The organism is Streptococcus sp. NSJ-72 (assembly GCF_014334035.1).
Classification (GTDB): Bacteria; Bacillota; Bacilli; order Lactobacillales; family Streptococcaceae; genus Streptococcus; species Streptococcus constellatus.
The window spans coordinates 1,407,587-1,420,486 of sequence record NZ_CP060489.1 but is presented as its reverse complement, the minus strand read 5'-3'; the positions used below and the strand labels follow the sequence as shown (position 1 = coordinate 1,420,486).

The 12,900-nt window shown below is 40.3% G+C and carries 12 protein-coding genes and 1 pseudogene; 9 read left to right on the top strand and 4 right to left on the bottom strand.

Annotation, left to right across the window (positions count from 1 at the left end; all coding sequences use genetic code 11):
- Positions 1-8 precede the first annotated feature (8 nt).
- A complete protein-coding gene (locus tag H8787_RS06940) occupies positions 9-482 on the top strand; it encodes a YtxH domain-containing protein (protein WP_006270707.1) in 474 nt (157 codons plus the stop codon).
- A gap of 89 nt (positions 483-571) precedes the next feature.
- On the opposite strand, the gene H8787_RS06935 is transcribed toward H8787_RS06940, so the two are convergent.
- A complete protein-coding gene (locus H8787_RS06935) occupies positions 572-859 on the bottom strand; it encodes a DUF3270 domain-containing protein (protein ID WP_037596847.1) in 288 nt (95 codons plus the stop codon).
- 138 nt (positions 860-997) lie between these two features.
- Between H8787_RS06935 and H8787_RS06930 the strand changes: the two genes are divergently transcribed.
- From H8787_RS06930 to H8787_RS10140, 8 genes and pseudogenes are all read left to right on the top strand, one after another.
- Positions 998-1,927 carry a peptidase U32 family protein gene (locus H8787_RS06930; protein WP_187328375.1) on the top strand — a complete coding sequence of 310 codons (930 nt, stop codon included), beginning with the start codon at positions 998-1,000 and terminating at the stop codon, positions 1,925-1,927.
- Between the two features lie 128 nt (positions 1,928-2,055).
- Positions 2,056-3,342: a peptidase U32 family protein gene (locus H8787_RS06925; RefSeq protein ID WP_006267751.1), complete on the top strand. Its 1,287-nt coding sequence runs from the start codon at positions 2,056-2,058 to the stop codon at positions 3,340-3,342.
- A 697-nt stretch (positions 3,343-4,039) separates the two neighbouring features.
- Positions 4,040-5,701 carry a ribonuclease J gene (locus H8787_RS06920; protein WP_003068746.1) on the top strand — a complete coding sequence of 554 codons (1,662 nt, stop codon included), beginning with the start codon at positions 4,040-4,042 and terminating at the stop codon, positions 5,699-5,701.
- 95 nt (positions 5,702-5,796) lie between these two features.
- Positions 5,797-6,588, top strand: a complete 792-nt coding sequence (locus tag H8787_RS06915) for an alpha/beta hydrolase (RefSeq protein ID WP_187327747.1) — start codon at positions 5,797-5,799, stop codon at positions 6,586-6,588.
- A 144-nt stretch (positions 6,589-6,732) separates the two neighbouring features.
- Complete coding sequence (locus tag H8787_RS06910) at positions 6,733-7,437, top strand: matrixin family metalloprotease (protein WP_187327746.1); 705 nt, start codon at positions 6,733-6,735, stop codon at positions 7,435-7,437.
- Between the two features lies 1 nt (position 7,438).
- Entirely contained in the window at positions 7,439-7,804 is a 366-nt protein-coding gene (locus tag H8787_RS06905) for a hypothetical protein (protein ID WP_048800988.1), read from the top strand.
- Positions 7,805-7,877: 73 nt separating this feature from the next.
- Complete coding sequence (locus H8787_RS06900; RefSeq protein ID WP_187327745.1) at positions 7,878-9,773, top strand: ABC-F family ATP-binding cassette domain-containing protein; 1,896 nt, start codon at positions 7,878-7,880, stop codon at positions 9,771-9,773.
- 495 nt (positions 9,774-10,268) lie between these two features.
- A pseudogene (locus tag H8787_RS10140) lies at positions 10,269-10,442 on the top strand (MFS transporter); the annotation flags it as partial.
- A gap of 17 nt (positions 10,443-10,459) precedes the next feature.
- Here H8787_RS10140 and H8787_RS06895 read toward each other — a convergent pair.
- Genes H8787_RS06895 through murT form a run of 3 tightly spaced genes read right to left on the bottom strand, consistent with a single transcriptional unit; the run spans position 10,460 to position 12,863 of the window.
- The gene (locus H8787_RS06895; RefSeq protein ID WP_006267878.1) at positions 10,460-10,717 is read right to left on the bottom strand and encodes a LapA family protein; all 258 of its coding nucleotides are present in this window, start codon (positions 10,715-10,717) and stop codon (positions 10,460-10,462) included.
- 17 nt (positions 10,718-10,734) lie between these two features.
- The gene (gatD, locus tag H8787_RS06890; RefSeq protein WP_187327744.1) at positions 10,735-11,520 is read right to left on the bottom strand and encodes a lipid II isoglutaminyl synthase subunit GatD; all 786 of its coding nucleotides are present in this window, start codon (positions 11,518-11,520) and stop codon (positions 10,735-10,737) included.
- The gene (gene murT / locus H8787_RS06885; RefSeq protein WP_048800984.1) at positions 11,520-12,863 is read right to left on the bottom strand and encodes a lipid II isoglutaminyl synthase subunit MurT; all 1,344 of its coding nucleotides are present in this window, start codon (positions 12,861-12,863) and stop codon (positions 11,520-11,522) included. The genes gatD and murT overlap by 1 nt, the downstream gene beginning before the upstream one ends.
- Positions 12,864-12,900: the final 37 nt, after the last annotated feature.

Below are 12,900 nucleotides of genomic sequence, written 5' to 3'. Positions count from 1 at the left end.
GGTTTATTATGGGTAAATTTTCATCAATCCTTTTAGGAACACTCTCTGGAGCAGCTGCAGCAGTATTTCTCACTAGTAAAAAAGGAAAAGAAGTGACGGCTAAGGTTTCAGATTTCATGAATGAAGTCAAAGAAAATCCAGAGAATGTTAAAGATCAAGTAGTACAAAAAGCCAATCATTTCTCTAATCAGGCTGTAGAAGCAGTCAATCAAGCTAAAGAAAAGGTCGAGAGTGGAGAGATTACAGGTGAAACAATTCTTGGCTCTGTTAAAGAAGCGACGACACAAGTAGTTGAATTTTCACAAGAGAAATTTCAAGAATGGCGAGAAAAAATGGCACCAGAAGGGATTTCACCAGAAGAATTAAAAAAAACTGCTCCAGAATCAGCAGAAAAAGAAGATTCTCCTGAGGACATTGTCATTGATTTGACAGAAACTGAGGAAACAGAAATGGAAAACGAAGATAAAAAAATTGAGGATTAATACCTCAATTTTTTTATCTGTTTAACTGAATCGATTTGCATCACAATAAAAACAGTGCCTTTGAAAAAGCAGGCACTTCAATCCCAAAACTATTTATTTCTTTTTCGACGAATAAATGTTTGCTGCACTTTGATACACACTAAGCTAACAGCGATTGCTAAAGTAAAGGCTAGAAATGTATTTACTTTAATTGACAAAAACAAAAAACTAAACAAAGCTGTCAAGATACAGAATGTCGCAATATTCACGAAAAACAACAATTCTTTCAGGTTTGGATTCGTTTTTGCTTCAGGAATATAATCTTGATAAAGGGGATATTGTTCTTGTTCTAGATAAGTGTAGTCCTCTTGATAGGACTGATATTTTCTTGCGGTCATGTTCTCTCTCCTTACAGTACTCTCTTATTTTACCATGATTTTAATTAGATAAATATTACATAACGATTACAAAACGGCTAAAAATGCTTTTCAATTTAAAAAATAGAAGTGAAATCAAAAATGTGGTATAATTTTAACATGGAAAAGATAATCATTACAGCAACTGCTGAGAGTATTGAACAAGTAAAAGAGCTTTTAGAAGTAGGTATAGATCGCATATATGTTGGTGAAAAAGAGTATGGACTTCGTCTACCCCATGCTTTTTCTTATGAGGAATTACGCCGGATTGCAGATTTGGTTCATAAAGCTGGTAAAAAGCTGACAGTAGCTGTCAATGCGTTAATGCATCAGGAAATGATGAATCATATCAAGTCTTTTCTTGATTTTTTAGTGGATATTCAGGCAGATTATATTACTGTGGGAGATGCTGGTGTGTTTTATGTGGTAAAACGTGACGGTTATCCGTTTAAGACGATTTATGATGCCTCGACTATGGTTGCCAGCAGTCGTCAGGTGAACTTCTGGGGACAGAAAGCAGGCGCTTCTGAGGCGGTTTTAGCACGGGAAATTCCATCGGCAGAATTGTTTAAAATGCAGGAAGTGTTAGAAATTCCTGTTGAGATACTAGTCTATGGTGCTAGCGTCATTCATCATTCTAAGCGACCGCTTTTGCAGAATTATTACAATTTCACTCATATTGATGACGAAAAGAGTCGTGAGCGTGACTTATTCTTGGCAGAGCCGAGTGATCCGAATAGCCATTATTCTATTTTTGAGGACAATCATGGGACACATATTTTTGCGAATAATGATTTGGATATGATGACGAAACTTGGAGAATTGGTAGAATATGGCTTCACACATTGGAAGCTTGAAGGGATTTATACACCGGGACGCAATTTTGTTGAAATTGCCAAACTCTTTGTGCAAGCGCGTGAATTGATTGAAACCAATCAATTGACACATGATCAGGCTTTCCTATTAGATGAGCAAGTTCATCAATTGCATCCCGAGAATCGTTTTCTAGATACAGGATTTTATGAGTATGATCCAGATCAGGTGAAATAAAGAAGACAGGTGGTTGCGAGTTGTGATTGCTTGTTTATCTTTCACAATCTATCATCTTTAGCTTGATTTCAAGCCCTTTTTACTATAAAATGAAAAAGTTAAGTACTAGAATTTAGAAAAGAGAGAATATGACAAAAACTTTGAAAAGACCAGAAGTTCTGGCGCCTGCTGGAACGTTGGAAAAACTGAAAGTTGCCATTCGTTATGGAGCGGATGCTGTTTATATTGGCGGACAAGCTTATGGTTTGCGTAGTCGTGCAGGAAACTTTACATTTGAAGAAATGGAAGAGGGCGTTCAATTTGCTCGCGAGCATGGCGCTAAAGTCTATGTAGCTGCGAACATGGTAACACATGAAGGAAATGAAGAAGGAGCTGGAGAATGGTTCCGTACTTTACGTGATATTGGAATTTCTGCCGTTATCGTGTCAGACCCAGCTTTGATTGCCATTGCTTGCACAGAAGCGCCAGGTTTGGAAGTGCATTTGTCAACACAAGCTAGCGCGACAAACTATGAAACGCTAGAATTTTGGAAAGATTTAGGTTTAACGCGTGTGGTTTTGGCACGTGAAGTTTCCATGGAAGAATTAGCAGAAATCCGCAAGCATACTGATGTTGAGATTGAAGCTTTTGTTCATGGAGCTATGTGCATTTCTTACTCAGGACGTTGTACCTTGTCAAATCACATGAGCATGCGCGACGCCAATCGTGGGGGCTGTTCTCAGTCTTGCCGTTGGAAATATGATTTGTATGATATGCCGTTTGGACAAGAGCGCAAGAGTTTAAAAGGTGAAATTCCAGAAGAATTTTCCATGTCGGCTGTCGATATGTCCATGATTGATCATATTCCTGATATGATTAAAAATGGTGTGGATAGTCTGAAAATTGAAGGGCGTATGAAGTCTATTCACTATGTATCCACTGTTTCAAATTGTTATAAAGCTGCAGTTGATGCTTATCTTGAAAGTCCAGAAAAGTTTGAAGCAATCAAGCAAGACTTGGTCGATGAGATGTGGAAAGTGGCGCAGCGTGAATTGGCGACAGGATTTTATTATCATACGCCAACTGAAAATGAACAGCTTTTTGGAGCACGTCGTAAAATTCCGCAATATAAATTTGTAGCAGAAGTAGTGGCTTATGACCCTACCACACAAACAGCGACTATTCGACAACGAAATGTCATCAACGAGGGTGACCTAGTCGAATTTTATGGTCCTGGTTTCCGGCATTTTGATGCAGTAATTACAGATTTACACGATTCAGATGGAAATAAAATTGATCGAGCTCCTAATCCGATGGAACTATTGACGATTTCCTTGCCACATCCAGTTTATCCAGGAGACATGGTACGTAGTCGTAAGGAGGGGCTGATAAATCTTTACAAAGAGGACGGAACAAGTGTCACGGTTCGGGCATAAAATTCACTTTGAAAAAGAGGTTGGAATTATATTTCTACCTCTTTTCATTTGTGAAAAATATTTTAAAAATCTTAATGTAAACGCTTGCTTTTTTAAAAAAGAAGGTGTACAATATAATTAAAGAAAGATAAGAAAGGACTGATTCCAATGGGTATCAGAACGTTCATATTTTAAATCGTTTATGATGTATTAGTTTCTATTTGCTAATTGTTTTTCTTAATTGGAGGTATTTGATAATATTTCTGAAGATAGCATGTAGTGGTTTGTAGAACTGCATCGCGTATCGAGAACGCAGTGAAAGAATAAAGAAGAATATTATTTGATGTAGTCGATAAAAGCTTTTTAATGATTTTCACGCTTTGGTAAAAAACCACTATTGTTTTAGATGAATAAACTTGTTTTTGATATATTGTGGACAAGAAAATCATTCTTTAATAAAATAACGATGGAATCATCATAAGAATCTCTTTTCAGAAAGTTATTTTCTGAAAGTCTATCTATCACTTATTAGCAAATAGAGACGGCTCCTAGCTTTCTGTAGAAATACAGTAACTAGGAGCTTTTTTGTATGCTCTCCTCTTTGAAAAAAATCATGAAAAGTAGTATAATAAATAAAATATGCAAAATATTTGCAAAACTGTAATTCGACTTGGGAAGCCAAGGGCCGTTAGTAAGAAAAATATGAAAAGGAGAATCAATGAGCAATATTAAATTGATTGCTTTGGGCGGTGTACGTGAAAATGGAAAAAATCTTTACATCGCTGAAGTGGATGAATCTATTTTTATCCTTGATGTCGGACTAAAGTATCCGGAAAATGAACAGCTTGGTGTGGACTTTGTCATTCCAAATATGGACTATTTATTTGAAAATAAGGACCGCATTGCAGGGGTCTTTTTGACACACGGACATGCAGATGCGATTGGTGCTCTGCCTTATTTGTTGGCGGAAACAAAGGTACCTGTGTTTGGATCGGAATTAACGATTGAACTGGCTAAGCTATTTGTCAAAGGAAATGATACGGTTAAAAAATTCAATGATTTTCATGTGATTGATGAAGATACAGAGATTGACTTTGGAGGTACCATTGTATCTTTCTTTAAAACAACGCACTCCATTCCAGAGAGTCTAGGGATTGTCTTAAAAACGTCTGAAGGAAATATTGTTTATACGGGTGATTTTAAGTTTGACCAAACGGCTAGTCAGTCTTATGCAACAGATTTTGCGCGTTTAGCAGAAATTGGTCGAGAAGGTGTTCTAGCTCTTCTTAGTGATTCTGCAAATGCAGATAGTAGTATTCAAGTGGCAAGTGAAAGTGAAGTCGGCAAAGAAATCACCGATACGATTGGTGATTGGAATGGACGCGTCATAGTTGCAGCAGTTGCAAGTAATCTCTCGCGTATTCAACAGGTTTTTGAAGCCGCTGCTAAGACAGGTCGTCGTGTTGTGCTGACTGGGTTTGACATTGAAAATATCGTTCGGACGGCTATTCGCTTGAAGAAATTATCGCTTGTAGATGAGCGTTTGCTGATTAAACCTAAAGAAATGGCTAAATTTGAAGATCATGAATTGATCATTTTGGAAACTGGTCGAATGGGTGAGCCTATCAATGGCTTGCGCAAAATGTCTATTGGTCGTCACCGCTATGTAGAAATCAAAGAAGGTGATTTGATTTACATTGTTACAACACCGTCTATCGCAAAAGAGGCCTTGGTAGCGCGCGTAGAAAATATGATTTATCAAGCTGGTGGTGTTGTTAAATTGATTACGCAAGATTTGCGGGTGTCTGGTCATGGAAATGAGCGCGATTTGCAACTGATGTTAAATCTCTTGCAACCAAAATTCTTGTTCCCAATTCAAGGAGAATATCGTGAATTAGCAGCGCATGCTAAAGCTGCAATGGCTGTTGGAATGCTGCCAGAAAACATTTTTATTCCAAAACGCGGTAGCATTATGGAATATGAAAAAGGAGATTTCTTGCTTGCTGGTGCAGTCCCTGCTGGCGATGTCATGATTGACGGAAATGCGATTGGTGATGTAGGGAATATCGTTCTTCGTGACCGCAAAGTTCTGTCTGAAGATGGTATCTTTATCGTAGCTATTACAGTGAACCGTCGTGACAAGAAGATTATTTCAAAAGCAAAAGTTCACACGCGTGGATTTGTTTATGTCAAGAAAAGTCGTGATATTTTACGTGAAAGTGCTGATTTAATCAATAATACAGTTGAAGATTACCTTGCGAAAGATAATTTTGACTGGGGTGAATTGAAGGGGGCTGTACGTGACAGTCTTGCGAAATACCTCTTTGAGCAAACCAAACGTCGTCCAGCCATTTTACCCGTTGTAATGGAAGTACGTTAAGCTGGCTAAATTAGTACATTTTATATAGCAAAAAATAATGGGGTCAGGACACATGTTCCAGCCCCTTTCTTACATTTATAGGAAAAGGAGATAAAATGGCATTTTTTGAAATAGAGTATCACTCAACAGTACTAGAAATGGAGCGTCGTGTCAATGTCATCTATCCTGATGCAGATGCAGTAGCTCCTAATCAGGTGACAGACACTGATATTCCCGTTCTTTACCTTTTGCATGGAATGGGCGGCAATGAAAATTCGTGGCGAAAGCGGACCAATATTGAGCGTTTATTGCGCCATACAAATTTAATTGTCATTATGCCGTCAACAGATCTTGCCTGGTACACTAATACTGCTTATGGTTTGAACTATTACGATGCATTAGCAAAAGAATTACCTGAAATCATGCAACGGTTCTTTCCAAATATGAGCCGGAAACGTGAAAAAACATTTATTGCTGGCTTATCTATGGGAGGTTACGGGGCTTATAAAATTGCTTTGATGACGGATCGATTCTCTTATGCGGGGTCATTTTCTGGGGCAATCGGGATAGGCCTTGATGATATAGATATGGAAGAATTACCTGGTGGGAACCTCAGCTATTGGCAAGGTGTGTTTGGTGATTTGAAAGCAGCTGGTGTTGAGCAGCATTTCTTAACAACGATGGCAAAGAAGTCAGATAAAAGAACTAAATTCTATACTTGGTGTGGAGAGCAAGATTTTCTCTATCAAGCAAATGAAATAGCCGTCAAAAAATTACGCGAGTGTGGTTTAGATATTACGTATCATCATGCTCCAGGGAAACACGAGTGGTATTATTGGGAAAAGCAGTTAGAAGAATTTCTTAAATGGTTGCCAATTGGTTTTGAAGTAGAGGAACGCCTATCCTAAGTGTGTGGTGGTATCTTTGGTTCTTATATCTGACAGGGAATGATTTTTAGAGATTTGTCATTTCTTTTACAACCGTTTATTTTAAGAATTTTTTAAGTGAATCTCATTATACTTACTTTTTATCTTTTAGATTAGGAGGAGAGTATGAGATTTTTGTTTCGATTGATTTCAAGGTTATTTCGATTGCTCTGGCGATTGGTTTACACAGTTGCATCGACAGCACTTATTTTTGTAGGAATATTGTATATCGTGAGTCCTTCTAAAAGCAATTTTGCGACAGGGCTTCAGCAAGATGTGAACCAAATTTATCGATACGTAAGTGGACAAGATAGTCAGCTAGGTGTCAGGCAAAATGTGAAAGACCTAACCAAGCGGTTATCGGACGATCATGTTCATCAAGCCTCTGGTGTTCGGTGGGATAAGGCAAGCACTACGGTTTATATAGAGACACAAGACGAAACATTTCGCTCAGCTTATCAGGAAGCTATTCGTGCTTGGAATCAAACGGGTGCCTTTACTTTCCAGATTGTAAATGATAAAAATCAAGCCAATATTGTAGCTACAGAGATGAATAATAGCACTGTCAGTGCGGCAGGCGAAGCAGAATCCAAAACCAATTTGCTGACCAAGCGTTTTACAAATGTAACTGTTCGACTAAATCGTTATTATCTATTAAACAGTCAATATGGCTACTCTTATGAGCGAATCGTAAACACAGCAGAACATGAATTGGGGCATGCGATTGGATTGGAACACAATGAAGAAAAATCTGTCATGCAATCCTCTGGTTCATTTTATAGTATTCAAGCAGTGGACGTTCAAACAGTAAAGGAGTTGTATCAATCATAAAATGTTAAAAAATATATTTAAAGTCATTAGATATTTCCCAGAGCAAGTTTTTTTGTTTCTCTTTAATTCTAGTATTTTTGCATGGTTATGGAAAAGTGGCTCTGATATTGCAAATCGTATTGGAGTGACAGCTGCATGGCGAGAACATATTCCAGCTCCTATCCAAAGTTTTTTTGGCGAAAACAGTCAGGCAGTTCAAGGCTTTTTCAATCATTCAGCTGTTATGTGGTTGATTGGTTCTATGATGCTCCTTTGGGTGATTCGTTTTGTAAAAGGAATCATCAAATTAGTACTTTTTGTTTTGATTGTTCTATTAGGTGTTTACCTTGTGATGCAAAATCAAGAAATTTTACATACTTTTAGATGAAATGCGGCTTATCTTGACCGCATTTTTACTTTCTAGAATGGTAGTTGAGCCATGAATTTGCTATAATAGGTTTATGATTATTTTACAAGCAAATAAGATTGAACGCTCTTTTGCAGGGGAGCTTCTTTTTAACAATATTAACCTGCAGGTGGATGAGGGTGATCGGATTGCCCTCGTTGGTAAAAATGGAGCTGGGAAGTCAACCCTGCTCAAGATTTTGGTGGGCGAGGAAGAGCCTACTTCTGGTCAGATTAATAAAAAACGAGATCTTTCCCTGTCCTATCTAGCTCAGGACAGCCGCTTTGAGTCGGAGAATACTATCTACGACGAGATGCTGCTGGTCTTTGATGCCCTGCGTCAGCAGGAGAAGAGGTTGCGGCAGATGGAGCTGCAAATGGGAGAATTGGTAGGAGAAGAGCTGACTGCTCTCATGACTCAGTACGATCAGCTGTCAGAGGACTTTCGCCAGAAAGGTGGTTTTACCTACGAGGCCGATATTCGAGCTATTTTGAATGGCTTCAAGTTTGACCAGTCCATGTGGCAGATGAAGATTTCTGAGCTGTCAGGCGGGCAGAACACCCGTCTGGCTCTGGCCAAAATGCTTTTGGAGAAGCCAGAACTGCTAGTGCTGGACGAGCCGACCAACCACTTGGATATCGAGACCATTGCCTGGCTGGAGACTTACTTGATTAACTACAGCGGTGCCCTGATCATCGTCAGCCACGACCGCTATTTCCTAGACAAGGTTGCGACCATCACGCTGGATTTGACCAAGCATTCCTTGGATCGCTATGTGGGAAATTACTCTAGCTTCGTGGTCCAAAAGGAGCAGAAGTTAGCCACTGAAGCTAAGAATTACGAAAAGCAACAGAAAGAAATTGCTGCGCTAGAGGACTTTGTCAATCGCAATCTAGTCCGAGCCTCCACTACCAAGAGGGCTCAGTCCCGCCGCAAACAGCTGGAAAAGATGGAGCGTTTGGACAGGCCGGAGACTGGCAGCCGCTCGGCCAATATGACTTTCAGATCTGATAAGGTTTCGGGCAATGTTGTGCTGACCTTGGAAGACGCAGCTATTGGCTATGGAGAGGAAGTCCTGTCGGAGCCGATTAACCTCGACATTCGCAAGTTTAATGCGGTAGCTATTGTCGGACCAAATGGGATTGGAAAGACGACCTTGATTAAATCACTAATCGGTCAAGTGCCCTTCATCAGAGGCAAGGAGCAGCTGGGGGCTAATGTGGAAGTGGGCTACTATGACCAGACCCAGAGCAAACTGACTGCCAGCAATACAGTTCTTGATGAGCTGTGGAATGACTTCAAGCTGACGCCAGAGGTCGAGATTCGCAATCGCTTAGGCGCTTTCCTCTTCTCGGGTGATGATGTCAAGAAGTCGGTCGGCATGCTATCGGGTGGAGAGCGGGCGCGGCTACTCTTAGCCAAGTTGTCAATGGAAAACAACAACTTCCTCATCCTAGACGAGCCGACCAACCACCTGGACATTGACAGCAAGGAAGTGCTGGAAAATGCCCTGATAGACTTTGACGGCACCCTGCTCTTTGTCAGCCACGACCGTTACTTTATCAATCGCGTGGCCACCCAGATCATCGAACTTTCTGAGACAGGCTCCACACTTTATCTGGGTGATTATGACTACTATCTGGAGAAAAAGGCAGAACAGGAAGCCTTGCGTGAAGAGACGGAGCAGACTAGTCCTGACAAGCCAGCGCCTGCCAATGACTATCAGCTTCAAAAGGAAAACCAGAAAGAACAGCGCCGGCTGGCCCGTCACCTAGAACAACTGGAAGCGCAAATCGAGGACTTGGACAGCCAGATCAGTCAGCTTCAGGAAGCCATGCAGGCAACCAATGACGCTGGCGAACTCATGGAGAGCCAGCAGCAAATCGACCAGCTGACAGCCGCCCAAGAAGAAGCCATGCTAGAATGGGAAGAACTGGCGGAGAAGGTGTGAGAAGGAAAAAGAACCTGTGCAAGAATGCCTAGTTTCCTTTGGAAATGAGTTTCCCAGAGCTCGAAATACTTAATTTCACATGTGAAATCAGTCCCAAAAGGGCAAAACCCGAATTTTTACATGTGGAATTTCTGATTTTGTGGCAAAAAGGAAGATTCTTCATGAAAGATTTTTTCCCTGAGAGCAAGAGACGAACTTTTACATGTGTTCTGAGATTTTTTAGAGGAAAAGAAAGCATTTTTCATGTAATCTAAGTTCTTTTAAAGAAAAGTCAGCCCATCAGATTTTCTAAGAAGCTATTTTGGAGCAAAATGACTCTGTCAGATTTTCAGACGGTTGGTCTGAGAGCAAAACCCGAACTTTCTATTTTCTGACGAGTTCTTTTAGCAGAATTTGCCTTTTCTGATTTTCAGTCGATAAGATTTTGATGAAATCAGTCTCATCCGAAAATAAAATCCGAACAAGGGGCGGGAAGGTAGTTTTGAAAGAGCGGCTGGCCGCGTTTTCTCAACTATCTACACACTGGCAATTCTTTTCATGCCTCCTGCGACTTTTCTGATGGCGCTTCTGCCGAGTGTCCACACCCTTTCCTTTCTTCTGATTGGTCTGGGGGTAATTGGACTGGCTTTTCTTTCCTATATCTGTCAAAAGAGAATACAAAAAAACTAGGCTGGAGTGATTCCAGCCTAGTTTTCTGTATGGGAATTTTTAAGTGCTTCTTTGGTTTTCTTAAGCTCTTTTTTCAGTGAGAAGTTTTTCAGCATGCTGATGAGAAAGGTCGTGACAGAGCCTAGGAGCACTGAGACCAAAATCAAGATGATTAAGGGCAGTTTGAAGCTAAATAGGATAAAGCTAACATTGACACTCTGCATATTGGCCAAGGAAATACTGGCAACCAATAGAATGGTAATTAAAAGCAAAATATAGTGCAATTTTTCTTTCATAGTGATTCTCCTATTATCTATTCAAACTCAGCCTTGCTCTTGATATCTCCGTATTCTTCTGGGATTTCTTGGGCTAGGATATCTTCATAAGCGGCCAGTTCAACATCTGAGCCATACTTGTTTTTCAGAGCGGTGGTCACTAGACGGTAGGCCAAGTTCGCATTGCGGGACAAGATGGGACCGTGGAAGTAGGAGCCAAAGACATTCTTGTAGTGTACGCCTTCACTTTGATCTTCCTTGTTGTTTCCATTCCCATAAATAATTTTACCTAGTGGTTTTTCGTCTTCAGATAGAAACGTCCGTCCTTGGTGATTTTCAAAGCCGTAGTAGGTCTCATTGAATTCTTCGTTATGAATCTTAATGTCGCCGATGTAGCGGTTATTTTTTTGATTGAGAGTATAATGTCCCATAATTCCAAGTCCCTCAATCCGCCGACCAGAAGCTTCGATGTAATATTGCCCTAGAAGCTGAAAGCCACCACAGATAGCTAATACCACGCCGTCATGATTGATAAATTCTTCCAAGCTCTCTTTTTTTGTTGGCAGGTCTCGTGCCACAATGGTCTGCTCGTAATCTTGCCCTCCGCCGAAAAATGCCAAATCATAGTAATCATTATCAAACTCATCTTCAAGTGATACAATATCAATCTGAACGCGAGCGCCTAGCTTTTCAGCTACATATTTGAGCATGAGAATATTACCATTATCACCATAGGTATTCATGAGATTACCATAGAGATGGGCAATTTTTAAATAATAAGTATAATCCCGATTTTCAGGAGAAGTGAGGGATGTATAAACCATTAGTTCATCTCCTTTCTGACAACCTGATGAGAAGCAAGTAATTCACGAAATTCTAACATGGCGGTGTAGGTTGCTAAGATATAGGCATGTCTGGTTTTCTGATGTTTAATTTCTTCAAAGACTTGACTTAAATTAGCTACTTCATTGATTCGCTTGGCATCATAACCAGTAACTCGCAAGCGACGAGCAATTTCAGAATGACGAACGCCACCAGCAATGATATGCGAGATATCCATGTCTAAAATTTTCTCAAAATCAGCGTCCCAAATCCAGCTAGTATCAATGCCGTCTGCGTAGTTGGCGTTGAGGAGAACTGACAAACTGAATGAATAAGGAGCAAGCTTGATCATTTCTAGAGCTTGCGTAGCTCCAACGGGATTTTTAATCAGAACTAGCGTGCATTCTTTGTCGCCAATCTTGAAAGTTTCCTGACGTCCGAAAACGGCTCTACTTTTGTCAAAACCAGCCTTGATAGTAGCCGATTCGACTCCAAAGAACTGAGCAACAGAAACTGCAGCTAAAGCGTTGTAGATATTGTAAAGACCACCAATGTTGATGTGGTAACTTTGACCGTCAATGACAAATTCTGAACTGTTGTGTTGGAGGCTAGTCAATTGGGTCAGTTTGTAGTCTAATTCAGGACGTTTAAAATCGCAGTGCTCGCAAATATAATCGCCTAGATTGGCATAAGTATTGAGCTTGTATTTTAAAATATGCTGACACGTGGGACAGAGGATGCCCTCGGTATTATAATGAGCTAACTCAGCTTGCCCTTTTTTGGTGTCAAATCCATAGTAGCGGACAGGATTTTTCAAGCTGACCGAGTTAAAGAGTGGGCTATCACCATTCATCAGTACAGTAGCTTCAGGTATCTTGGCCGCTGCATCCAGAATCATCTGGTAGGTCGTGTAGATCTCACCATAGCGGTCCATCTGGTCACGGAAAATATTGGTAAAGACGAAAAGGCTCGGTCTGATATAATCACAGATGTGGGAGAGGCTAGCTTCATCAATTTCCAGCACAGCGATATTTTTGCCAGATTTCCCTTTTTTTGCAGTCAAGAAAGTTGTCGCAATTCCACTAATCATATTGGCTCCGCTGGGATTGGTCACAACCTCGCCAAAAGCCTCCTTGAGGATTCCAACTGTAAGAGCAGTGGTCAGAGTTTTACCGTTTGTCCCTGTAATCACCACCACTTCGTAATCACGAGCTAGTGTATTTAAAATGTCGTTGTCAAATTTTAGAGCAAGCTTTCCGGGTAAGGTCGATCCGCGCCCCAATTTACTTAAAACAAAGTGGGAGGATTTCCCTGCAAGTTTGCCAAATAATGTATTTATCTTCATAAGAAATATTTTATCATAAAAAGTAAAGAAGGTTACA

Coding starts and splice junctions, on each gene's coding strand:
- murT (WP_048800984.1), bottom strand. CDS start 12,863: ATGAAGATAAATACATTATTTGGCAAACTTGCAGGGAAATCCTCCCAC.
- H8787_RS06925 (WP_006267751.1), top strand. CDS start 2,056: ATGACAAAAACTTTGAAAAGACCAGAAGTTCTGGCGCCTGCTGGAACG.
- H8787_RS06940 (WP_006270707.1), top strand. CDS start 9: ATGGGTAAATTTTCATCAATCCTTTTAGGAACACTCTCTGGAGCAGCT.
- H8787_RS06920 (WP_003068746.1), top strand. CDS start 4,040: ATGAGCAATATTAAATTGATTGCTTTGGGCGGTGTACGTGAAAATGGA.
- gatD (WP_187327744.1), bottom strand. CDS start 11,520: ATGGTTTATACATCCCTCACTTCTCCTGAAAATCGGGATTATACTTAT.
- H8787_RS06910 (WP_187327746.1), top strand. CDS start 6,733: ATGAGATTTTTGTTTCGATTGATTTCAAGGTTATTTCGATTGCTCTGG.
- H8787_RS06935 (WP_037596847.1), bottom strand. CDS start 859: ATGACCGCAAGAAAATATCAGTCCTATCAAGAGGACTACACTTATCTA.
- H8787_RS06905 (WP_048800988.1), top strand. CDS start 7,439: ATGTTAAAAAATATATTTAAAGTCATTAGATATTTCCCAGAGCAAGTT.
- H8787_RS06895 (WP_006267878.1), bottom strand. CDS start 10,717: ATGAAAGAAAAATTGCACTATATTTTGCTTTTAATTACCATTCTATTG.
- H8787_RS06915 (WP_187327747.1), top strand. CDS start 5,797: ATGGCATTTTTTGAAATAGAGTATCACTCAACAGTACTAGAAATGGAG.
- H8787_RS06930 (WP_187328375.1), top strand. CDS start 998: ATGGAAAAGATAATCATTACAGCAACTGCTGAGAGTATTGAACAAGTA.
- H8787_RS06900 (WP_187327745.1), top strand. CDS start 7,878: ATGATTATTTTACAAGCAAATAAGATTGAACGCTCTTTTGCAGGGGAG.